General features: G+C 69.5%; 20 protein-coding genes and 2 pseudogenes. 11 read left to right on the plus strand and 11 right to left on the minus strand.

Annotation, left to right across the window (positions count from 1 at the left end):
- Window positions 1-142 precede the first annotated feature (142 nt).
- The gene (locus tag KUTG_RS19130) at window positions 143-1,372 is read left to right on the plus strand and encodes a hypothetical protein (RefSeq protein WP_052394954.1); all 1,230 of its coding nucleotides are present in this window, start codon (window positions 143-145) and stop codon (window positions 1,370-1,372) included.
- On the opposite strand, the gene KUTG_RS19135 is transcribed toward KUTG_RS19130, so the two are convergent.
- Window positions 1,355-1,939, minus strand: a complete 585-nt coding sequence (locus KUTG_RS19135) for a nuclear transport factor 2 family protein (RefSeq protein WP_043718583.1) — start codon at window positions 1,937-1,939, stop codon at window positions 1,355-1,357. The two genes, KUTG_RS19130 and KUTG_RS19135, sit on opposite strands and share 18 nt — an antisense overlap.
- Before the next feature lie 72 nt (window positions 1,940-2,011).
- Here KUTG_RS19135 and KUTG_RS19140 point away from each other — a divergent pair, with 72 nt between their 5' ends.
- The 5 genes and pseudogenes from KUTG_RS19140 (at window position 2,012) to KUTG_RS19155 (ending at window position 5,570) form a co-directional block, all read left to right on the plus strand.
- A complete protein-coding gene (locus KUTG_RS19140; protein ID WP_043718584.1) occupies window positions 2,012-2,758 on the plus strand; it encodes an IclR family transcriptional regulator in 747 nt (248 codons plus the stop codon).
- 70 nt (window positions 2,759-2,828) lie between these two features.
- A pseudogene (locus KUTG_RS66280) lies at window positions 2,829-3,119 on the plus strand (rhomboid family intramembrane serine protease); the annotation flags it as partial.
- 58 nt (window positions 3,120-3,177) lie between these two features.
- Window positions 3,178-3,486 (plus strand): hypothetical protein, encoded by a 309-nt coding sequence (locus KUTG_RS63695; RefSeq protein ID WP_043718586.1) that lies wholly within the window; start codon window positions 3,178-3,180, stop codon window positions 3,484-3,486.
- 9 nt (window positions 3,487-3,495) lie between these two features.
- The gene (locus tag KUTG_RS19150) at window positions 3,496-4,053 is read left to right on the plus strand and encodes a hypothetical protein (RefSeq protein WP_052394956.1); all 558 of its coding nucleotides are present in this window, start codon (window positions 3,496-3,498) and stop codon (window positions 4,051-4,053) included.
- A gap of 167 nt (window positions 4,054-4,220) precedes the next feature.
- Window positions 4,221-5,570 (plus strand): hypothetical protein, encoded by a 1,350-nt coding sequence (locus KUTG_RS19155; protein WP_043718587.1) that lies wholly within the window; start codon window positions 4,221-4,223, stop codon window positions 5,568-5,570.
- A gap of 40 nt (window positions 5,571-5,610) precedes the next feature.
- Here the strand turns inward: KUTG_RS19155 and KUTG_RS19160 are convergent, their stop codons facing one another.
- Entirely contained in the window at window positions 5,611-6,495 is an 885-nt protein-coding gene (locus tag KUTG_RS19160; protein WP_043718588.1) for a LysR family transcriptional regulator, read from the minus strand.
- Between the two features lie 97 nt (window positions 6,496-6,592).
- On the opposite strand from KUTG_RS19160, the gene KUTG_RS19165 reads away from it, so the two are divergent.
- Entirely contained in the window at window positions 6,593-7,624 is a 1,032-nt protein-coding gene (locus tag KUTG_RS19165; protein WP_043718589.1) for a hypothetical protein, read from the plus strand.
- 5 nt (window positions 7,625-7,629) lie between these two features.
- Here KUTG_RS19165 and KUTG_RS19170 read toward each other — a convergent pair whose 3' ends face one another.
- The 4 genes from KUTG_RS19170 to KUTG_RS19185 form a co-directional block, all read right to left on the minus strand.
- Window positions 7,630-8,589: an ATP-binding cassette domain-containing protein gene (locus tag KUTG_RS19170; protein ID WP_052394957.1), complete on the minus strand. Its 960-nt coding sequence runs from the start codon at window positions 8,587-8,589 to the stop codon at window positions 7,630-7,632.
- 130 nt (window positions 8,590-8,719) lie between these two features.
- Window positions 8,720-9,910 (minus strand): RNA polymerase sigma factor, encoded by a 1,191-nt coding sequence (locus KUTG_RS19175; RefSeq protein ID WP_232240850.1) that lies wholly within the window; start codon window positions 9,908-9,910, stop codon window positions 8,720-8,722.
- The gene (locus KUTG_RS19180; protein ID WP_043718590.1) at window positions 9,907-10,257 is read right to left on the minus strand and encodes a YciI family protein; all 351 of its coding nucleotides are present in this window, start codon (window positions 10,255-10,257) and stop codon (window positions 9,907-9,909) included. Before KUTG_RS19180 ends, KUTG_RS19175 begins: the two co-directional genes overlap by 4 nt.
- A gap of 212 nt (window positions 10,258-10,469) precedes the next feature.
- On the minus strand, window positions 10,470-11,408 hold the full coding sequence (locus tag KUTG_RS19185; protein WP_043718592.1) for a pirin family protein: 939 nt from the start codon (window positions 11,406-11,408) through the stop codon (window positions 10,470-10,472).
- A 36-nt stretch (window positions 11,409-11,444) separates the two neighbouring features.
- On the opposite strand from KUTG_RS19185, the pseudogene KUTG_RS19190 reads away from it, so the two are divergent.
- Window positions 11,445-13,379: pseudogene (locus KUTG_RS19190) on the plus strand (acetoacetate--CoA ligase).
- On the opposite strand, the gene KUTG_RS19195 reads toward KUTG_RS19190, so the two are convergent.
- Window positions 13,348-14,538, minus strand: a complete 1,191-nt coding sequence (locus tag KUTG_RS19195; protein WP_052394959.1) for an LCP family protein — start codon at window positions 14,536-14,538, stop codon at window positions 13,348-13,350. The pseudogene KUTG_RS19190 and the gene KUTG_RS19195 sit on opposite strands and share 32 nt — an antisense overlap.
- Window positions 14,539-14,771: 233 nt before the next feature.
- Complete coding sequence (locus KUTG_RS58650) at window positions 14,772-14,927, minus strand: hypothetical protein (RefSeq protein ID WP_157494634.1); 156 nt, start codon at window positions 14,925-14,927, stop codon at window positions 14,772-14,774.
- A 133-nt stretch (window positions 14,928-15,060) separates the two neighbouring features.
- Between KUTG_RS58650 and KUTG_RS19200 the strand changes: the two genes are divergently transcribed.
- Entirely contained in the window at window positions 15,061-15,531 is a 471-nt protein-coding gene (locus KUTG_RS19200) for a DUF6542 domain-containing protein (protein WP_052394961.1), read from the plus strand.
- 73 nt (window positions 15,532-15,604) lie between these two features.
- Here the strand turns inward: KUTG_RS19200 and KUTG_RS19205 are convergent, their stop codons facing one another.
- The 3 genes from KUTG_RS19205 to KUTG_RS19215 form a co-directional block, all read right to left on the minus strand.
- Entirely contained in the window at window positions 15,605-16,681 is a 1,077-nt protein-coding gene (locus KUTG_RS19205; RefSeq protein ID WP_043718596.1) for a glycoside hydrolase family 19 protein, read from the minus strand.
- A 178-nt stretch (window positions 16,682-16,859) separates the two neighbouring features.
- Entirely contained in the window at window positions 16,860-18,536 is a 1,677-nt protein-coding gene (locus tag KUTG_RS19210; RefSeq protein WP_084579484.1) for an MFS transporter, read from the minus strand.
- Entirely contained in the window at window positions 18,533-18,982 is a 450-nt protein-coding gene (locus KUTG_RS19215) for a MarR family winged helix-turn-helix transcriptional regulator (protein ID WP_232240851.1), read from the minus strand. The genes KUTG_RS19210 and KUTG_RS19215 overlap by 4 nt, the downstream gene beginning before the upstream one ends.
- A gap of 504 nt (window positions 18,983-19,486) precedes the next feature.
- On the opposite strand from KUTG_RS19215, the gene KUTG_RS19220 reads away from it, so the two are divergent.
- The gene (locus tag KUTG_RS19220; RefSeq protein WP_043718598.1) at window positions 19,487-20,731 is read left to right on the plus strand and encodes an MFS transporter; all 1,245 of its coding nucleotides are present in this window, start codon (window positions 19,487-19,489) and stop codon (window positions 20,729-20,731) included.
- A gap of 11 nt (window positions 20,732-20,742) precedes the next feature.
- Window positions 20,743-21,918, plus strand: coding sequence for a radical SAM protein (locus KUTG_RS19225; RefSeq protein ID WP_043718600.1), 1,176 nt, complete (start codon window positions 20,743-20,745; stop codon window positions 21,916-21,918).

Genomic DNA, 21,918 nt, shown 5'->3' on the forward strand with positions numbered 1-21,918 from the left:
CTCGCCCTCGCCGTCCATCTGCCCACTCCCTCGCGAACCCTCGAGCAACTTTGTAACACAAAGTACCTCGTCCCGCAAAGAGATCATGGTGTGGGTTACCCTGTGATCACGCTGGGTCACCCGCGCGAGGGGGGAGCGCCACATGCCCGATCTGCCGTTGATCTCCGGCCCCGAGTTCCCGATCGGCCTCTACTGGCCGCCGCCGCCGGAATTCACCACACTCGCGCGCTACCAGGAGATCGCCGCCGCCGGCTTCACCTTCCTGATCACCGGCAACTACCTGGGCGACGGCACCATCATCGGCTCGGCGCTGCAGCAGGCCGACGCGGTCGGCCTGAAGGTGCTGGTGTTCGAGGACACGCAGCTGCTCAACCTCACCCGCTGGTTCACCCTCGGCGACGACCGCTCCGCGCCGATGTCGATCTCCATGTCCGACGGCGCCGAGCTGATCCGCCGGGTCGAGGCGGCCTACGGCCCGCATCCCTCGCTGGCCGGCTACAACCTGTTCGACGAGCCGGACTACAACAAGTTCGACACCGTCGGCCGAGCCTTCCAGCTCGTGCGGCAGAACGCCCCGGCCCGCCTGCCGTACTGCAACCTCTTACCGGATCTCGGCCGCGCGCCCGGCGACTACCCGAACTACCTGGAACGGTTCTGCCAGGTGGTGCAGCCCTCCCTGCTCTCGTTCGACCGCTACCCGATGACCTCGGCGTCCGGCTCGTTCGACGTCGACTACTTCACCAACTGGGTGGACTTCCGCGAGGTCGGCCTGCGGCACAACCTGCCGACGTGGACCTACATCCAGGCGGTCGGAACCAACTGGTACCGGGTGCCGACCACCGCCGAGATGCTCTTCCTGATCAACGTCAGCCTGGCCTACGGCTGCAAGGGGATCCAGTACTTCACCTACTGGCAGCCGGATCCGGCCCGCGGCGAGGACTTCCAGCCGGCGCTGATGGACCTCAACGGCAACCAGACCGCCCGCTACCAGGGCGCCAGGACGATCAACACGACCTGGCTGCGACAGGTCGGCCGGGAGCTCAAGCCGCTGGTGTCCGAGCGGGTCATGCACTTCGAGGAGCCGGCCGACCCGGCGCGGATCACCGAGTTCAGCCCGGACGCCTTCGTCAGCACCGTGGCCGGGGATCCGGTGATCCTCGGGCAGTTCACCTCGGGCGCGCCGGGCCGCTGGCTGCTCGTGGTCAACCGCTCGTTCAGCGCCGCCAGCACGACCTCGCTGTGGTTCGGGCCCGCGGTGTCGTCGGTGACGCTGTTCGATCCGGGCTCCCAGACCTACCGGCCGGTGCGTGACCCTTCCACCGTCACGGTGATGCTGCCGGCCGGCGGCGCGGCGCTATACCGCCTCCAGTAGCCAGACCTGCCCCTCGCGGTAGAGCCGGCGGGTGGCCTCGTCGTGCAGGCCCGGCAGTCCCGGCCGAACCTGCGCGCCGCAGGCCACCTCCTGGAGGTAGGCCAGGTGCCGGTAGCCGACCGGGAACCGGGCCAGGCGGTCGGCGTCCAAGCCCAGGACGGCCGCCGGGTCGAGGGCGTGCATGCGGTCGGACTCGTAGATCGGTTGACGGTGTGCCATACGCCATTCGCCCTCATGGCGCGCGAAGAAGTCGTAGAACCGGCCGGTGCACACCACGTCGACCTCGACGCCGTGCACGACTCCGCGCTGGGTGATGGTCATCTTGGTCTGGGCGATGGCGTGGCCGCCCACGACGTCGACCGCGGTGCCGCCCAGGAAATGCAGAATCCGCACGCCCTCGGCGAAACCCTTGCGGCTGGCCCGGATGAACTCCTCGTACGGGCCCTCGAACCAGGTGGCGCTCATCCAGCCGTTGGGGTGCCAGACGTCGCGAAAGCGGTCCCAATCGCCGGCGTCGCGATAGAGGACCCAACGCTGCACCACCGCGGAGATCTCCAGTTCGTCCATCTCTCGACGCTAGGAGTGACCCACGAGTACGGTCGACACCGGACTTCCACCCGGTGAAAGGACTGGTCGACGATGGCAGCGGAGCCTCGGCGCAGCGTGGTGCGCAGGCTGCTCAGCGTCCTGGCCACCTTCGACACCATGACGCCCACCCAGTCGCTGACCGAGATAGCCGCCCGCACCGAGCTGCCCTTGCCCACCGCGCACCGGTTCCTGGCCGAGCTGACCACCGGCGGTTGGCTGGAACGGTTGCCGGACGGGCGATACCGGGTGGGGCTGCGGCTGTGGAAGCTCGGCACGCTCGCCCCCAGCTACCGCAACCTGCGCGAGCTCGCCCTGCCGTACATGCAGGATCTCCAGCACGCCACCCGGGAAAGCGTCCAACTGGCCGTGCTCGACGGGCGGACCGCGCTGTGCGTGGAGAACATCAACGGCGTGCGATCGGTGTCGACGATGAGCCGCATCGGCGGCCGATTGCCGTTGCATGCCACCGGAACCGGCAAGGTGCTGCTGGCCGCGGCCGGCACCGAGTTGCTGAAGGCGCTGGCGGAGAAGGGATTCCGCCGCTTCACCCGGTACACGATCATCGAGCCCGGGCGGCTGGCCCGCAACCTGGAGGCCGTGCGGGACGAGCAGGTCGCCTTCTCCCGCGAGGAGATGACCCTCGGCGCGTGCTCGGTGGCCTCGCCCGTGACCGGCGAATCCGGCGAGGTCATCGCCGCGGTGTCGATCGTGGCTCACTCGTCGGTGGACATCGACCGGCTGGCCTTCGCCGTGCGGACCGCGGCCAGCGGCATCTCCCGCCAGACCCGGCTGCTGTAGGCCGTTTGTCACGGCTGAACCGTGATCACCGGCCCAGGCGACTCGCCGGGCAACGGCCCAGAATCGGGGCATGCGCTTCCCCGTACTGACCGCCGGCGTGACGGCCGTGACCGCCGTCGTGGACATCGTGCAGTTCGCCGTTCCCGGCACGTTGGAGCGGCTGGAACGGACGCCCGCCCTGCTGCACGGCGAGTGGTGGCGGGCCGTGACCTCGCTGTTCGTGCAGGACGGCGGCATCGCCGGCACCGTGTCCAACCTGCTGTTCCTGGTGCTGCTGGGCACCCTCGCCGAGCAGGTTCTCGACAAGCCGCGGTGGCTGGTGCAGTACTTCGGCGTCGGCATCGCCAGCGAGTTCCTCGGGTGCCTGTGGAGGATACCGGCGGCGGCAACTCCATCGCCCTCTGCGGGGAGACGGTTCCGTGGCCGTGGCACTGTGGCGGCGCGACGCCCGGCTGCCGGGGTGGGCCCCGCCGGCCGCCATGCTGTGGTGCGGGGCGTTGCTCGCCACGGCGTGGCTCCCCCTGATCTTCGTCGGCATCGTCGCGGCGGCCGTCATGCAGCGGCGGGCCTGGGCCATGCGGCCGGCCGCCGTCAGCGTGCTCGCCGTCGGCATCGCGTTGTCGGCCCTGACCAACCTGCACGGCGGCTCGCTGCTGATCGGCCTGGTGGTGGCCCTGGGCACCGCACCGCGGCGAAATTCGGCCGCGATCGCCGCGCCCGCTGCCTAGGCTGCCGATGTGGGCGAAATCGACCTGATTGCGGCGTTTCCGGCGCGCTTCGCGGCTGACGCGCGGGTGGCCGTCGAGGTCATGCCGCCGCCCCGGCTGTGGAACGCCACGCCGTTCGAGGTCGAGGTGGACGGCGAGACCGTGGCGATCCCGGATCGGCTCTACCACGTCGAACCCACGCCCGCCGCGGAGTCCGGGCTCACAGCCACGCAGCGGCTGATCCTGGACTGCCTCTACACGCGCAACAACGACGGCTGGGTCCGACAGCGGCGGCTGGCCACGCTGCTCGACTCCACCGAGCCGTTCGTGGCCCCGTTCGTGCTGAAGCTCGTCGGCGAGTACGTGCTGGAGATCGTGAGGACCATCGAGGATGCCGCCCCGGGGCCGTACCCGGACTTCGCCGCCCGCAATCCGGCCTTCGTCGGACTCACCATGGCCCGGGTCATCAGCTACTGGAACGAGTACTACCGGCGCAGCTACCGCGGCTACCGGGACTATCACGACTATCCGGGCTACCGGGTGCTGCGTCGGTTGACCGGATCCGCGGGAAACCGCAGTTCGGTGTGATGCTGGGCGCGACTCGCGGGGGTGTGCTCGAAGCTGTGGTTCGGTGGGTCTGGGACCGTGACTCGCGGGGGGTGTGGGAGCGCTACCAGGTGGGTGTTGACCGAATCGGTTCAGGTTGCGAGGATCGTGACTGCCTCCGCCAGAGTGACGCTCCCGGAGGTGTACCCATGATCCGGTTCCCAGCACTGCTGGGCTCGGTGGCGCTGGCCGTGACCTGCCTCGCCGCGCCCGCGGCCCAGGCCGTCACGGCCGGGCCGGCGGTCACGGTCGGCGCGGCCGCCAGCGGCCACGTCGGCCAGGACTTCGCCGGCTTCAGCTACGAGAAGGACCGCATCGGCGCGGGCATGTTCGACGCCGCCGACACCAATCTGGTGCGACTGTTCCGGCTGCTCGGCCCGAGCTCGCTGCGCGTCGGGGCCAACCTGGTCGACATGACGCCGTGGAACCCGAACGGGGCCGGCGGCTCGCCGACCGAGGTCGCCCCGTCCGACGTGCTCAAGCTGGCCAAGTTCGCCAAGGCGACCGGCTGGAGCGTGATCTACGGCCTCAACCTCAAGACCGGCACGCCGGAGAGCGCGGCCGACGAGGCGGCGTTCGCCGCCAAGGCGCTGGGCCACAGCCTGGCGGCGTTCGAGGTCGGCAACGAGCCGAACTTCTACCGCACCGAGGCGGCCTACGAGGCGTCGTACGAGTCCTACGTGACGGCGATCCGGGCCAAGGTGCCGGGCGCGGTGTTCGACGGCCCGGGCGTGACGAACGGCCAGAACGCGTGGCTGCCGCCGTTCACGGCCAAGGAGAAGTCCAACGGCCTGAGCATGCTGACCATGCACAGCTACATCGGAGACCAGACCACCGGCACCATCGCCGGCATGCTGGCCGCCAACGGCAAGGGCTACGAGGACAAGGACGAGACGGCGCTGCAAACCGCCAAGGCGGCCAACAACATCCCGAAGTGGCGGATGAGCGAAGCCAACTCGTACTACCACGGCGGCACCGCCGGGGTGAGCAACGTGCAGGCGGCTTCCCTTTGGTCGCTGGACTTCATGTACGGCATCGCCGCGCACAACGGTGACGGCGTGAACTTCCACGGCGGCACCTCGACGCAGTGGCCGCTGAACTACTCGCCGATCAAGTTCGACAACCTGGCGCCGGTGGGCGTGCAGGGTGTGTTCTACGGCGAGCTGCTGTGGTCGCTGGCCGGCACGGGCGCCGTGCACCCGGCCACCGTCACCGGCGCGACCGACGTGACGGCGTGGGGTATCGGCAACAACGTCATCGTCAACAACAAGGGCACGTCGGCGCAGACGTTCACGGTGAACCTGCGCTCGGCGGCGTTCATGGGCACCGAGTACGTGCTGACCGCCCCGACGCTGGACTCCACCGCGATCACCATCGCCGGCTCGGGCGTGGACGTGAAGGGCTCGTTCCACCCGGCGCCGAAGCTGGTGCGCGTGCACGGCCACACGGCGACGATCACCGTGCCGGCCGGCAGCGCCGCGCTGCTGAAGACGGTCTGATCCCGTTGTCCTGAACCGCCGTCGTTGTCCAGGCGGCGGTTCAGGACACGGCGCCGCGGATGATGTCGCGGAGCCAGCGCTGTGCGGGGTCGGCGTCCAGGCGGGCGTGCCACAGCATGGTGACCTCCACCTCCGGCAGCGCGACGGGGATGGGAAACGACCGCACACCAACGGTTGCGCCGTACATGTCGGCCAGTCGGCGTGGCACCAGGCCGATGAGGTGGCTCGACGCCACCAGATGCAGGGCCACCACGAAGGTCGGCACGACGGCGGCGACATGCCGCTGCCGCCCAACGGCTTCCAGCGCGTCATCAAGGGGACCGCGGGCCCGGCCCCGGCGCGAGGCCGAGACGTGCGGATGCCGGCACAGCTGGGCCACCGTGGGCCGCCGGCTCAGGGCGCTGTCCGCACGAACGATGCCGACCACGCTTTCCTTGTACAGCACCGCGGTGCGGATGTCGGTGGCCGGCTCCTCGACCACGCCGATGTCGATGTCGATGGAGCCGTCGCGCAGGGCTTCGGCGCTCTCGCTGCCTTCGGCGACGAAGCGCAGCACCACACCGGGCGCGACCGCCGCCACGGCGTCCATCACGGCCGTGACGAGCGTGGCGGCGACGCCGTCGTTGATACGCAAGGTGAATGTCCGCTTGAGGTCGGCGACCGAGACCTCGCGGTCGGCACTGATCAGGGCGGACGCCTCGTCGAGCAGGGACCGCACCCGGGGCGCGGTGCGCAGCGCGAACGGCGTGGGGGCCATGCCCCGGCCGGCCCGCACCAGGATCGGGTCGTCCATGGCCCGCCGCAGCCGGCCCAGCGCCCGGCTGGTGGCCGGGATGGACAGGTGCAGGCGCTCGGCCGCACCCGTCACACTGCCGTCCTGGAGCAGCGCGTCGAACACGCGCAGCAGGTTCAGGTCGAGCTCCATAGTTGCATTGTACGCAACTGTCTGTTGCCACATTTGCGTGGCGCGACCTATCAGAGCGCTCCTAGCGTTGTGGGCACGACAACGAAGGAGACGCATCATGCCGAGCACCGGTGACCAACTCGCGGTGGTCAGCCAGGGCGCCTGCACCGTCGCACTGCTGGACGCCGTCGATCACGGCGTGCGGACGGTGCTGACCGTGCCCGCCCAGCCGCACGAGCTGCTGTTCGACGCCGAGCACCGCCTGCTGTACTGCACCAGCACCTATCACGACGGCTACTACGACGCCAACGCCGGCCGCAACCACCAGCTCACCGTGATCGACCCGGACGCCGGGCGGATCGTGGAGGTGCTGGACCTCTCCCCCGAGCACGGCCCGCACGGGCTCGCCCTCGACGCGGCCCGCCGCCTGCTTTACGTCAGCGTCGAAGCCGGGCCGGCCGGTCCGGGCGGGGTGGTCGTGTTGGACACGGTCACCCGCCGAGTGTTGCGGCGGATCGACACGCTGGCCCCCGGCCCGCATTGGTTCGCCCTCGACCCGGGCGGCGAATTCGGCTATGCCACGAACAAAGAGGCGCCGTACGTCACCGTCGTCGAGCTGGCCACCGGCACGCTGGTGGACAAGATCCCGGTACCGGGCAGCGAGGGCGTTTCCCTCAGCCCGGACGGCTCGACCCTCGCCGTGGCCGCGCCGAAGGCCGGCACGCCCGGCGCGGAGCCGGGCGTGCGGCTGATCGACACCGGGACCGGCGTGATCGTGCGGACCCTGCCGACCGAGCGGTTCGTGATCCCGGTGCACTGGACCTCGACCGGTCTGCTGCTGGCCGGCGAGCTCGGGCCGAACGGCGTCAAGTTCGACCCGAACCCCCGGCCCGACGGCCGGCTGGCGGTGTGGGCCGGGCCGTCGCCGACCGCCGTCGAGCCGGTCGGCTCGGCTCCGGTCGGCGCCGGCCCGCTCACCCTGACGTCCTCGCCCGAGGGCGATCGTGCTTACCTGGCCGGCATTTTCGACTCCACGGTCACCGTGATCGACCTGACCGTGCCACCCCGGCCGGCGGTGCTGGACACCCTCGCCATCCCGCGGGCCGGCATGGCCGGCGCGCACGGCTTGGCGTACATCCCGGCGGCCTGATTCCCTTACACCGTCAGCTCCGCCCCGGTCCACCGGCGGCGGAACTGACGGTCACGGGACACCACGACCACCGCGCCGGCGAAGGTCTCCAGGGCGATCTCCAGCTCCTCGGCCAGCGCCGGCGGCAGATGATTCGTCGGCTCGTCGAGCAACAGAACGTCCACTTCGGACGCCAGAAGCCGAGCCAGGTCGAGTTTACGCTGCTGGGCAACGGACAGCTCGCCCACCGGCGTCGACAGGTCGTCCTCGGCGAACAAACCCAGGGCCAGTAACCGGTCGGCGTGGTGGTCGAACGTGCCGGCGCGTCCACGGGCGAACATGGCCAGCACGCTGCGATCCGGCGTCCGGACAACACTTTCCGCCGCCAGGTAGCCGATCCGTCCACCGCGGACGATCGATCCCAGGTCGGGCTGGCGCTGGCCGGCGAGCAACGACAGCAACAGTGACCGGCCGGGACCGTCGACCAGCAGCCGGGATCCCGGCTTGATGGTCAGCGGGCCGACGGTCAGCCGCCCGCGCACGGTGAGGCGGGTGGTGGTGAGGCCGCCGGAGCCGAAGGTCTCGAACCGAAGCGGGTCGGGCGGCCTAGGCACGGGCGTCGCCCACAGGTGCTTGGCCCCGCGCTCGATGGCGGTGACCCAGCCGAGGTACTCCCGCTCCCACCGCTTGCGCGCGGTCCACTTCTCCTTGAGGTAGCCGGCGTATCCGTTGCGGTAACGGGTGATCTTCTCGGCGGTGGCCTCGACGATGGTGGTGGCGAAGCGATCCAGCAGCAGCCGGTCGTGGGTCGCCATCACCAGCCGGCCGGGGTGGTCTCCCGGCACCTCGGCGGGCTCGTCGAGCACCAGCAGGTCCGGCTCGTCGACCAGCTGCCGGAGCACGGCGGAGCGGTTCTCGCCGACGACGCCGATCCGCTCGCCGGGACGGACCGCGAGGCGAACGGGCGAAAGGGACAGAGTTGACATGGGACACCTACCGCGAAATGAGCATGCGGACATGCCCGCCGGGCGATCTACGCCTCGGACGCGGGCCGGAAGAGTGCCAGGTGTCAGCTCAACATGGTCCGGCGAGGGTGACAGGGCGGCCAGCGGCCCGTCAACCGGATATTCGACGGCGGAGGTGCTCGGCGGTCGGCGCGTTGATGCCGGCGGCCACCGCCTTCTCGAAGGCGGCTCGGGCGGCGTCCTTGTCCCCCAGCCGGTTCAGCAGCTCGGCCCGGCTGGCGTGCCACCACGGGTACGACTCCAGGTCGGCGATGCCGTCCACCAGCGCCAACCCGGCGGCGGGGCCGTCCCGCTCCGCGACGGCGGCGGCCCGGTTCAGCCGGACCACCGGCGTGTCGTGCACGGTCAGCAGCACGTCGTACCAGGAGACGACGGCCTCCCAGTTCGTCTCCGCGTACGACGGCGCCAGGGCGTGACAGGCGGCGATCGCGGCCTGTACCGCGTACCGGTTGTCGGGACCACGTCTCAGGGCCACCCCGACCAGCTCGACGCCTTCCTTGATCGCCCGCCCGTCCCATCGCGTCCGGTCCTGGTCGGCCAGCAACACCGGCTGGCCGTCGACCAAAAAAAAAAGCGCGGCGGGACTCTTTTTTTTTTTTTCAGGGACAGCAGGCCCAGCACAGTCGGCTCGTCGGGCATCAGCTCGGCCAGCACCCGGCCCAGCAAACAGCGCCTCCGCGGCCACCCCAGCCCGGCCGATGTCGGCGTACCCCTCGTTGAAGATCAGGTAGACGGTGGTGGCCACGCCGTCGAGCCGGTCCGGCAGCTCCTCGGCCGCCGGCACCCGGTACGGGATGCCGGCGGCGGCGATCTTCTGCTTGGCCCTGGTCAGCCGCTTGGCCATGGTCGCCTCGGGCACCAGCAGCCCGCGCGCCACCTCGGCCGTGGACAGGCCGCCCAGCGTGCGCAGGGCCAGCGCCACCTGCGCGTCCAGCGACAGGAACGGGTGGCAGCAGGTGAACACCAGCCGCAGCAGGTCGTCCCGGACGACCTCGGCCGGCTCGTCGTCGACGGGGTGCTCCATCGCCGCGGCCTCCTTGTCGGCCCGACGGCCCTCGCGCCGGATGTGGTCGATGGCCTGCCGCTTGGCCGCGACCAGCAGCCACGCGCGCGGATTGTCCGACAGGCCGTCGCGCGGCCAGGTCTCCAGCGCGCGGACCATGGCGTCCTGGGCCGCGTCCTCGGCCAGGACGACGCTGCCGGTGACGCGGATCAGCGTGGCCAGCACGCGGCCGTATTCCTCGCGTACCAGCCGCGCGACCGCGTCACCGGCGGAGCTCATGCGAACGTGACCACGGGGCGGATCTCGACGGCGCCGCCGTTCCACGCGGCCGGGATCCGGGCCGCCGTCTTGACGGCTTCCTCCAGGTCGGCGCACTCCAGCACGTAGTAGCCGGAGAGGACCTCTTTGGTCTCGGCGTACGGGCCGTCGGTGGTCAGCACGTCGCCGCCCTTGCCGCCGCTGACCCGGACGGTGGTCGCCGTCGCGGTCGAGTGCAGGGCGTTGCCGCCGCGCAGCACCGCCGCCGCGGCCTGGCCGAACTCGGCGTACTCGGCGCCCATCTCGGCCGCGCCGGACTGGTTGAAGTCCATGTCGGGGGTGTAGATGAGGGCGATGTAGGTGGTCATGGCTGCTCCCAAGGCTGCGGGCCGGCTCCGTTCGCCGACCGACACCCTAAGGACGAACGGCCTCCCCCGCCCAAGGACACCCCGCACCAAAAACCTCCGCGAGTCACGCTCTCCGGCAGTGCGAAATACGGTTTCGGGCATTTCTGAGACCTGAGTCGCAGTTCTGTCTGAAACTGTATTTCGGTGTGTCTGAGAGCGTGACTCGCGGGGGTTCAGTGGCGGCGGCGTGGTGTTAGGCGGACGCTGGGGAGGGGTGGGGCGGGGATGCGGGCGCCGTCGTGGCCTTTGACCAGGCCGAAGCGGTCGCCGTCCTCCCACTCGGCCCGGGCCTGAGCGATGTCGTCGTGGCTGCGGCCGACGAAGTTCCACCACATGACCAGGTCGTCCTCGTACGGCGCCCCGCCGAGCAGGACGGCCCGGGCGCCGCTGTCACTCGTCACGGTGACGTGGTCCCGATCGGCCCCCAGGTACAGCATCGGCCCCGACGGCAGGTCATGCCCCAGCGCCGACAACGCCCCCTCCACGACCACCAGCGCGTGCTCGAAGTCCCGCCGCAGCGGCACCGTCGCGGTGTCGCCGGGGGCGAGGGAGAAATCGGCCCCGACCAGGGGGCTGTAGGTAGTCGCGGGGGAGGTCACGTCGCCGATGGAGCCGATGAACACCCGCGCCCGAAGGCTGTGGTCGGTGAAGACCGGCAGGTCGGCGTGCTGCTCGAAGCTCGGGGCGACGCTGTCGGCCGATCCGGGCAGGGCGACCCACAGCTGGAGCCCGTCGAGCCGGGGACGGTCACCGAGCGAGAACTCGGAGTGCGAGATCCCCCGACCGGCGGTCATCAGGTTGAGCTGCCCGGGCTTGATCAGGACGTCGCTGCCGAGGCTGTCGCGGTGCCGGATCTCGCCGGCCAGCGGCCAGGTGACGGTCTGCAGCCCGGTGTGCGGATGGGGCAGCACGGTCATGTCGTCGTACTGCGGCCCGAACCGGTCGAGGAAGCACCAGGCGCCGACGGTGGGCAGGGTGCGGTGCGGCAGCAGCCGGTCCACCTTCATCGCCCGCAGGCCGCCGAGCGGCACGGCCCGCGCCTCCAGCAGCCGCGTCTTGTCGACGATCGGGTCGGAGGCTTCAAGGGAGGGATTGGTGCACTGGTTGCTCATCAACAGACCCCTGTCGGAAGTACGCTGATCACCACTATGACAGGGCCCGTCTGGATTCCGAGCCAAGCTGTCGTCGACGGCTGCAACGTCGAACGCTACCGGCGGTGGCTGCCCGCGCACGCCTGTCCGGACCTCCCCGACTACACGGCGTTGCACGCGTGGTCGGTGGCGGAGCCGGCGCGGTTCTGGGGCTCCCTGTGGGAGTACTTCGCGATCATCGCCACCTCGCACGACGAGGTGCTGGCCTCGGCGGAGATGCCCGGGGCGCGGTGGTTCACCGGGGCGACCCTCAACTACGTGGACCAGGTCTTCCGACACGCCCGTGAGGGCATCGCGGTGATCGACGCGCCGGAGGAAGGTCCGACCAGGACCCTCAGCTGGGTCGAACTGCGCCGCCAGGTCGCGGCCGTGGCGAACACGTTGCGGGCCCTTGGCGTCGGCCAGGGCGACCGCGTGGTCGGCTACCTGCCGAACATCGCCGAGGCAGTGGTGGCGTTCCTCGCCACGGCCGGTCTCGGGGCGATCTGGTCCTCGTGCGGGCAGGACTACTCGGCCCCGGCGGCGGTGGCTCGCCTCGGCCAGCTCTCCCCCAAGGTGCTGATCACCGCCGACGGCTACCGGTACAACGGCAAACCACAGGACCGCCGCGAGGCGATCTCCTTGATACGCAAAGAGATCCCCTCGCTCGAAGCCATCATCGTCGTCCCCCGCCTCGGCCTCGAACTCCAGCCCGGCGCCACGCCGTGGTCGGCGGACGGCGACCACGAGCTGACCACAGTCGCCGTGCCGTTCGACCACCCGCTGTGGGTGCTGTTCTCCTCCGGCACCACCGGCAAGCCCAAGGGAATCGTGCACGGCCACGGCGGCGTGGTGCTGGAACACGTCAAACAGCTGTCCCTGCACCTGGATCTGGGGCCGCAGGACACCTTCTTCTGGTACACGTCGCCGAGCTGGATGATGTGAAACTTCCAGGTGGCGGGGCTGCTCGTCGGGGCGGCGATCGTCTGCCACGACGGCAATCCCGGCTTCCCGACGCCCGGCGCGCTGTGGGATCTGGCCGCCCGCCTGGATGTCACGGTCCTCGGCACCAGCCCCGCGTACCTCCAGGCGTCGGAGAAGGCCTCAGTGCACCCGTCGCTGCCCAGGCTCAGAACCTTGGGCGCCACCGGATCCGTGGTGCCGGAAGCCGCATACCGTTGGGTGGCAACGGAACTGGGCTCGCACATCGCCCTCGCCGCCACCAGCGGCGGCACGGACGTGGTGAGCGCCTTCGCCGGCCCGGTGCCGACGGTCCCGATCTGGGCCGGCGAGATGTCGGCCCCCTGCCTCGGCGTCGCACTGGAGGCCTGGGATGCCGAAGGCCGCAGTGTCATCGACGAAGTCGGCGAACTCGTTGTCACCCAACCGATGCCGTCGATGCCACTGTCCTTCTGGGACGATCCCGGCGACGCCCGCTACCGTGACGCCTACTTCACCGCCTACCCCGGCGTCTGGCGACACGGCGACTGGATCACGATCACGAGCCGCGGCACCGTGCTCGTGCACGGGCGATCCGATTCCACCTTGAACCGCAACGGGATCCGGATGGGCAGCGCCGACATCTACGCCGTGGTCGAGAAGCTCCCGGAGATCACCGAGTCGCTGGTCATCGGGGCGGAGCAAGAGAACGGCGGCTATTGGATGCCGCTTTTCGTCGTGCTCAGGGACGGCATGGAACTCACCGACGAGCTCAGAGAACGGATCCGCGCCGCCATTCGCACCGACGCCTCGCCGCGGCACGTGCCCGACGAGATCATTGCCGTTACCGGCATTCCGCACACCAGGACCGGCAAGAAGCTGGAGGTGCCGGTGAAACGGCTGCTCCAGGGGGCCGAGATCCAGGACGTCGTCGACCCGCAGTCGGTCGACGACGCCGGCCTGCTCGACGTGTTCGCCGAGCTCAGTTCACGCAGGTCACGCCGCTGGCGGTGATCGACTGGTCGGTCTTGGCGGTGTCGTCCGACACGATCGGCGACTTGCGGCTGCCGTCGGCGGCCGCCTTGCCGGTCGGCGGCGGGCCGGTGGTCGTCGACGTCGGCGGCGCGGCCGCGTCGCCGGCGAACTTGGCCGCCACGAACGCCTGCACCTGCTCGGGATCCACCTGCACGGCGTCGCCGTCGGCGGGCGTCCAGTAGGTGATGTTCACGATCGGCACGGTGTCGAAGGTGATGTTGCCGCCGGAGATGCCCTGCACCTGCTGGGCGAACTGCACCAGGTTCCAGTCCTGGTCCAGCACGATGGAGTTCTGCACGGCGGTGATGATGTCGTTGAGCTTGCTGGGGCTGGTCAGCGTGCCGACCGACAGCAGCTGGTGCACGGCCGAGGCCAGGAACGCCTGTTGGCGGCGTTCGCGGTCGATGTCGCCGTTGTCCAGACCGTGCCGCTGGCGCACGAACTGCAACGCCTGCACGCCGGACAGGCTCTGCGGCCCGGCCGGGAACACCGCGCCGGAGTACTCGCTGTCGTTGACGGCGTGGTTGAGGCACACCGGCACGCCGCCGAGGGCCTGGCTGATCAGGTCGAAGCCGTACAGGTTGATCTCGGCGTAGTGGTCGATGGTGACGCCGGTGAACTTCTCCACCGTCTTGATCAGCGTCTTGCGGCCCTCGGTCTGCGAGCCGCCGTGGTTGTTCATGCCGATCGAGTACGCCGAGTTGATCTTGTGCTTGCCGTAGCCGCCCGAGCCGTCGCCGCTGGCGATGTCCACGTACGAGTCGCGGGGAATGGAGATGGCCGACGCCTTGCCGCCGTCGCCCGGCACGTGCACGACCATGAGCGTGTCGGTGTTCAGGAAGTGGTCGTCCGGGCCGGCGTGCAGCGAGGCCAGCACGTCCGGCGGCAGCGGATTGCCGTGCACGTCGGTGCGGCTGTCGATGCCCACCAGCAGGAAGTTGACGTCCTGGCCGTCCTGGTGCTGGATGGTCGCCGGCTGGGCCGGCGGCGTGTGGTGCTCGATCACGTTGTCGGTGGTCATGTGCGCCTGGGCCTGGCTCAGCAGGCTCCAGCCGTAGCCGGACAGCCCGATGACCGCCACCGAGGCCAGCGCGACCACGGCTCTTCCCGTGACCACGGCAGGGCTTGCAGTGCGCACTGTTCCTCCCCGAAAACGAACTCCCCACAGGGCAGACGCCCGACCGCACGATCCGGTTGCATGTGTCCTGGGACGCAACCCCGGGCGTACCCACGGCGTCACTACCCTGAACGGGACGAGGTGAAGAGGGAGCATGGAAACCGAGACGACGACCGCTCGACCATGGGGTCTGCCCTGGTGGGCGGCGATCCTGCTGCCGCTGGCGACCACCGCGGCCGGCGCGTACGTGGACCTCACGAACACACGTGTGAGAGGCAAAGTTCGGTGGTCATGTGCGCCTGGGCCTGGCTCAGCAGGCTCCAGCCGTAGCCGGACAGCCCGATGACCGCCACCGAGGCCAGCGCGACCACGGCTCTTCCCGTGACCACGGCAGGGCTTGCAGTGCGCACTGTTCCTCCCCGAAAACGAACTCCCCACAGGGCAGACGCCCGACCGCACGATCCGGTTGCATGTGTCCTGGGACGCAACCCCGGGCGTACCCACGGCGTCACTACCCTGAACGGGACGAGGTGAAGAGGGAGCATGGAAACCGAGACGACGACCGCTCGACCATGGGGTCTGCCCTGGTGGGCGGCGATCCTGCTGCCGCTGGCGACCACCGCGGCCGGCGCGTACGTGGACCTCACGGTCAACCACGGCCTCGGCCTGCCGTTCCAGGCCGCATATGCGGGCGGCTGCCTGCTTTCCGTGCTGCTGGTGCGGCGGCGCAACCTGTTCGGCCCGATGGTCCAGCCGCCGCTGATCCTGCTGTTCGCCGCCTCGCCCGTGGCCCTGCTGCTCAACGGCGGCAACGGCAGCTTCGGCTCCCAGCTCGGCTCCCAGTTCGTCAACCAGGCCCTGACCTTCGGCATGCCGCTGGTGAACAACTTCGTCCTGCAGGCCGGTGTGACCATCGCCACCGTCGTCATCGGCCTGATCCGCCTGATCCTCACCCGCAAGCGCCCGGCCGCCCCGGAACCCGAGCCCTCCGAGCCCGAACCCGCCGCCGCCTGACCCTGAACGCTGTGAAGGGGGCTTTCCCGCACCCGGAGTGCGGGAAAGCCCCCTTCACAGCGTTGGAAACGCCTCAGCAGGTCAGGTTGCCGCCGGGCGAGACACCCAGCATCGAGGCGTACTGCTGGTACAGGTTGACCCGGTCCTGCATCTCGCCGGTGTTGTTGCCGTTGCACTCCAGGCCGCCGTTGATGGCCCGGATCGTCGCGCCGAAGCCGTTGCCGTTGACCATGGCGTTGTGCGACGTGACGCCGCCCGCTCCGGTGCCGGTGAACCAGTACCAGAGGCCGGTCTGCCAGGCCACGGACGAATCCTGCTCGACCAGGTACGGGTTGCCCAGCAGGTTCAGGCCGAGGTAGTCGCCGGCCGCCTTGTAGTTGAAGTTCCAGCTGAGCTGGAGCGGGCCGCGGCCGTAGTAGGCGTAGGTGCCGGCCGGGCAGCCGTAGGACTGGCTGGTGTCGCAGTAGTTGCCCGACTTGTCGATCTCGGTCACGTAGACCAGGTGGCCGGTCTCGTGGCTGACGTTGGCCAGGAACGCCGCCGCTTCCTGCTTCTGCACGGTGTCGCTGCCGGTGCTGGCGAAGCCGGGGAACTTGGCGATCGCCGCGGTCAGGCCGGCGTAAGTGTAGAAGCTGTTGCGGCTGGGGAACATCGAGTTGAACTGGGCCTCGCTCACCGGGAAGGCGCCCGTGCCGCCACCTCCACCGCCGCCCCCGCCGGTGCAGGAGAACGGCGACCAGAACCAGGTGCTGATGGTCGGGTCGTAGCCGGGATTGTCGTGCGTGGCCTGGTAGTACTGGCCGTTGGCCGGGTAGCGCACGATGTTGCCGGTCACGTAGTTGACGCCCGCGGCCCAGTCCGGGTAGCTGCAGGTGGTTCCGCCACCGCCGCCACCGCCCGAGCCGCCGGAACAGGCGCCCTGGTCGGCCCAGACCCCGGTGCCGCCGGTGCTCGGCGCCTCACCCTGGGTCCACCACTTGGCCTGCCAGTTGTGCGAGTTGTACGAGGCGGACATGCCGCCGGTGTAGACCTGGGTGGTGCTGTAGGCGGCGGCGCAGGTGGCCGCGTTGGCGGTCGCGGGGGCCACGACCGCGAGGGTCGCGGCCACCGCGGCGGTGGCCAGTCCGGCCAGGATTCGTCGTAACGACAAGCCGATCACTCCTCGACGCGCAGGGGTGCGTAGGCCCGAGGAACTGCACAGGATCGGCGGGAGTGGCGGCTGGCACCGAACCTGCCCTCTGTGGGCTGGACCACTCAATCCGATTGGTCTATACCAGTCAAGAGTGTGAACGTCGGATTACGCCACCCGGCAGACCGGATTCGTCCGGTCAGCGGACCGTGCGGCCCCTCAGCAGCGAGGCCAGCGCAGCGACCGCCGCCATGACGGCGGCCGCGCCGAACACGGTGACCAGGCCCTGGTGGAACGGGCCGGAGATCAACTGCGGGAAGAACTCCTTGCCGGTCAACGTGGCCACGTGGTCGGGCGGCAGGGTCTTGAGCACGCCGCTGGGGCCCAGCAGGTGGGCGATCGGGTTGTCGCCGAGGAAGGCGGCGAACAGCGTGCTGACGGGTGGCAGCGAGGCGATGGACTGGGCGGTGCTCAGCGGCACGCCCTGCGCCTGCAGGCCGGCGGTGAGCGTCGTCGGCAGCGAGGACGCGAGGCCGACGATCATCAGCGAGAAGAAGACGCCGATCGACAGCGAGGTCCCGGAGTTCTGGAACGTGGACCGCATGCCGGAGGCGACGCCGCGGTCGGCGGCCGGGACCGCGCCCATGATCGCGGACGTGTTCGGCGCGGAGAACATGCCCTGCCCGATGCCGCTGAGGAACAGCAACAGGGCGAACAGCGTGTACGAGAAGTTCACCGGCAACGCCAGTAGGCCGAGGAACGCCAGCACCACCAGGACCAGGCCGCCGGTGGCGAACAGGCGCGCGCCGAACCGGTCGGACAGGAAGCCGGCCACCGGGCCCGCCACCAGGAAGCCGAAGGTGAGCGGCAGCATGTAGATGCCGGCCCACAGTGGCGTGTCCTCGAAGTCGTAGCCGTGCAAGGGAAGCCAGATTCCCTGCAACCAGATGATCAGCATGAACTGCATGCCGCCGCGGGCCACGGCCGTGAGCAGCGCGGCGATGTTGCCGGCGGCGAAGGCGCGGACCTTGAACAGGCCCAGACGGAACATGGGATGGGGGATGCGGGTCTCGGCGATGCAGAACACCACCAGCAGGGCGATGCCCAGCGCGAGTCCACCCAGGACGGCCGGACTGGTCCAGCCGGTCGGATGTCCGCCGTAGGGCTGGATTCCGTACGTGATCGCGGCCAGCAGGGCGCCGGTGCCGGCGGTGAAGGTGAGCGTGCCGACCCAGTCGATGCGCGCCGGCTGCGGCGCGCCGATCTCGCGCAGGCTGCGGTAGGACCAGAGCGTGCCGATCACACCGATGGGCACGCTCACCCAGAACACCGCGTGCCAGTCGATCACGGCCAGGAAGCCACCGGCCAACAGGCCGATGAACTGCCCGGCCAACGCGGTGATCTGGTTGATGCCCAGGGCGGTTCCGCGCTGGTTGGCCGGGAAGGCGTCGGTGATGATCGCCGCCGAGTTGCCGGTCAGCATCGCGCCGCCGAACGCCTGCACGACGCGCCAGCCGATCAGCCACAGCGCGCCGGGGGCTCCCATGAGCGGATCCAGTGACAGGGCAAGGGAAGCGGCGGCGAAGATGGCGAAGCCGGCGTTGTACATCTTGACCCGGCCGAACATGTCGCCGAGGCGGCCCAGCGCCACCACCAGCACCGCGGACACCAGCAGGTAGCCCAGGATCATCCACAGCAGATAACTGATGTTGCCCGGGGCCAACGGATCCAGCCCGATGCCGCGGAAGATGGCCGGCAGCGAGATGATCACGATCGAGCCGTCGACGGTGGCGATGAACACGCCGAGCGTGGTGTTGGACAGGGCGATCCACTTGTAGCGGCGGCCGATCGTGGGCTCGTCCCTGATCGCCGTCACAGCCGCTCCGCCAGCCGGTCGAGCAGCGGCAGCACGGCCAGCAGCTTGCGTCGTTCCACGGTCGTGAACTCCTCGGCGAGGGCGTGGGTGATTCGCTCGGCGCTGGCGGATCGCCGCTCCGACAACATCTTCCGGCCCGCCGTGGTGACGGAGACCAGCACCTTTCGGCCGTCGACCGCGTCGGGTTCGCGCCGCACCAGGCCACGACCCTCCATTTCGGACAGTGTGGTGCCCATGGCCTGTGGTCGGATCCGCTCCAGCTCGGCCAGCGCGGCCGGCGTGTTCGGACCGTCACGGTCCAGCCGGGCCAGCACCGACACCTCGGACAGGGTCACGTCGCCCACCTCGTGGGCCTGCCGCAGCCGGCGGGCGATCCGGCCGACGGCGACCCGCAGGTCGGCCCCGGCCCGGACCAGGTCCGGCGACAGCTCCTTCAGCTCAGCCACGGGTACCAACACTAGGTTTATCAGTCTGGATTGGCAAGCTTCCGGTGAAGTGACCACGCAGACACGGTGAGTAACAGCAATTAACGCACTACTCATCGAGTGAATAGCGACGCTATTCCGCGAGTGGACAGCTCCGCGGAAATTCACGTCCATGATCATCTGGACACCGAGAAGCATTCGTGTTTCGAATGTTTCAGCCCGCAGAAGCGACGGACCACACGAACCGATATGGTCACCGTCGGTAGCATTACTGCTCCGTTCGTGTGCATCACTGAAACGCTCTTGAGTCCACCCGGGGGGCGGGCTAGCTTCCGAACAGGGCATGAGCAGGCCCGAAAACCGGGGGTCCAAAGATGAAAGCATCACTGCCCGATAGGACAACACCGCACTGAACAATCGCGGCCGTCGCTTACTTTCCATTCGTAGGCGCGCATCCTGACAACGTTGTCGCGGCATATTCGCCCGTGTCGCGACGGATTGGGGACGCATGCGATCGGGCACCGCATGAGCAGGGCTCCGGCCTGTTTCCGCTGGTACTGGTTCAGTCAGACCGCGAGCTTCGTCGGGGACCGTCTCACCGGCTTCACCGCGCCGAGCATCGCCATCCTGGTGCTGCACGCCTCCAGCGCCGAGGTCGGCCTGCTGTCCGCGACCGGCTGGCTGGCCTACCCCGTGTTCGGCATGCTCGCCGGCGGCTTCCTGGCCCACGTGCGCAAGCGGCCGGTGCTGGTGGCCGGCGAACTCACCCGGCTGCTCGCCTTCGTCGCCGTCGGCGCATTCGCGACGATGGGTCACATCAGCGTCGCCGGGCTGGTCGTGGCGGTCGCGGTCGCCGGTGTGGCCACGGTGTTCGGCGACGTCGCCGGCCAGACCTACCTGCCGACGCTTGTCGAGCCCCGCTCGCTGTTCGCCGCCAACGCCCGCCTCCAGAGCTCCAACAGCCTGTCCAAGCTGGTCGGGCCGGCGCTGGCCGGCCTGCTCATCGACGTGGTCGGGCCGCTGGCCGCGCTGGCCGTCAACGCCCTGCCCTTCGCGCTCTCGGCCTTCGGCCAGTCCCGGGTGGCCACCGTGGAGCCCCTGCCCCGGCCTGAGCGGCGTGACCCGGTGCTGACCAGGATTCGTGACGGCCTCGACCAGGTTCGCCGCATCCCCACGCTGTGGCGGATCGTGCAGGGCTCGGCCCTGCGTGCCTTCGGCATCGGCATCGTCGACACGGTGTTGCTGCTGTTCGCCTACCGTGCGCTCGGACTGTCCAGTGTGGGCGGTGAAATAAAAATGGCCGCCGGATCGCTGGCCACACTGGCCGGCGCGTTCCTGACGCCCCGGCTGGCGGCGCGATTCGGCGTGCGGCGGTCGACCATAAAAATACCGGGCTCGAAGGCGCCACCTGGCTGGCAAAAACCGCTGGGCCTGTGGGTAACACCCGTCGCCGTGGTGGCGGCCATCCGCGTGTTGTCGTCGTTCTGGCTACCCGTGTGGGCGGTCCTCACCACGGGCGTCCGGCAGTCGCTGGCCCCAGCCGGGCACGAGAGCGCCGTACACGCCACCGTCAGCACCATCGTCTCCTCCGCCGTCCCGGCCGGATCACTGGCCGGCGGGCTGGTGGCCGGCGCCGCCACGGGCTGGCTCGGCGTCACCGACGGGCTCGCGCTCGTGCTGGCCGCCGGCGGCCTGCTCGCCGCCGCCGGCGTGCTGTTCGTCCGCCACCCCGACCGAAACCTCGCCCCACCCGAACTTGTCGCTGCCTGATTGGGGAAGACATGCACCCGCTCACCACACGAAGGATCAACGCCAAGGAATTCGCCGACATCAAACACACCGTGGCGATGCGGTCGCGGGCCCGGCGCAGCCTGCTGGCCGACCCCGGCTACGCCGCGCCGCTGCCGCAGGAGGTCAGCCTCCAGCTGACCTACCGCTGCAACCTGCGGTGCAGCCACTGCTACCAGTGGAACGAGCAGGGCTTCTTCCGGGACTTCAGCCCCGAACGGCAGAAGACCGAGCTGGACGTGGAGATCATCTCCAGCGTGCTGCGCACCACCGCGCCCACCCGCTCAAAGCTGTTCCTGTGGGGCGGGGAACCGTTGATGCACACCAAGTTCGGCCAGGTCGCCGAGCTGCTGGAGCGCTATCCCCGCACGGTCAACATGTGCACCAACGGCCTGCTGTTCAAGCGCAAGCTGGACGACCTGCTGCGCATCGGGGAGAACCTGAACCTGCTGATCAGCCTGGACGGGCTGGGCGAGGACCATGAGGCGCTGCGCGGCAAGGGCACGTTCAAGCGCACCATGGAGAACATCCGGATGATGCTGGACCTCAAGCGGTCCGGGCAGTTCGACGGCGAGATCTCGTTGTCCTGCATGGTCTCGCACGTGACCGTGGGCAAGATGTACGAGTTCATGGAGTGGGCCGAGGAGCTCGGCGTCAACACCGTGTACTTCCAGTTCCCCTGGTACATCAGCCCCGAGGTCGCGGCGCAGATGGACGAGGTGTACGAGAAGTCGTTCTCCTGGCTCAAGCCCGACACCGGCACCAAGCAGCCGACCTGGCACTCCTACACCTACCAGCTGCCGTCCGAGCAGCTGCCCGTGCTGCGGGAGTCCATGGCGCGCCTGGCTTCCCGGTCGTGGCGGGTCCGCGTGCGGTACCAGCCGCAGCTGGAGGCCGACGAGGTCGAGGACTTCATCCTCGGCACCTCCCGTCCCGCGCAGCGCCGGTCCAAGTGCCTGGCCGTGTCCAACCGGATGGAGGTGCACGCCGACGGCAACGTCAGCTCCTGCAAGTTCTTCCCCGAGTTCGTGGTGGGCAACCTCTATGACACCGAGGTCACCGAGCTGTGGCAGAGCACGGCGTTCCGCGAGGTGCGGTCGATCCTGTCGGCCAACGGCATGATGCCGGTCTGCTCGAAGTGCATTCTCCTCTACCTGAACGGGGTGTGA

It is taken from the genome of Kutzneria sp. 744 (assembly GCF_000568255.1).
GTDB lineage: Bacteria > Actinomycetota > Actinomycetes > Mycobacteriales > Pseudonocardiaceae > Kutzneria.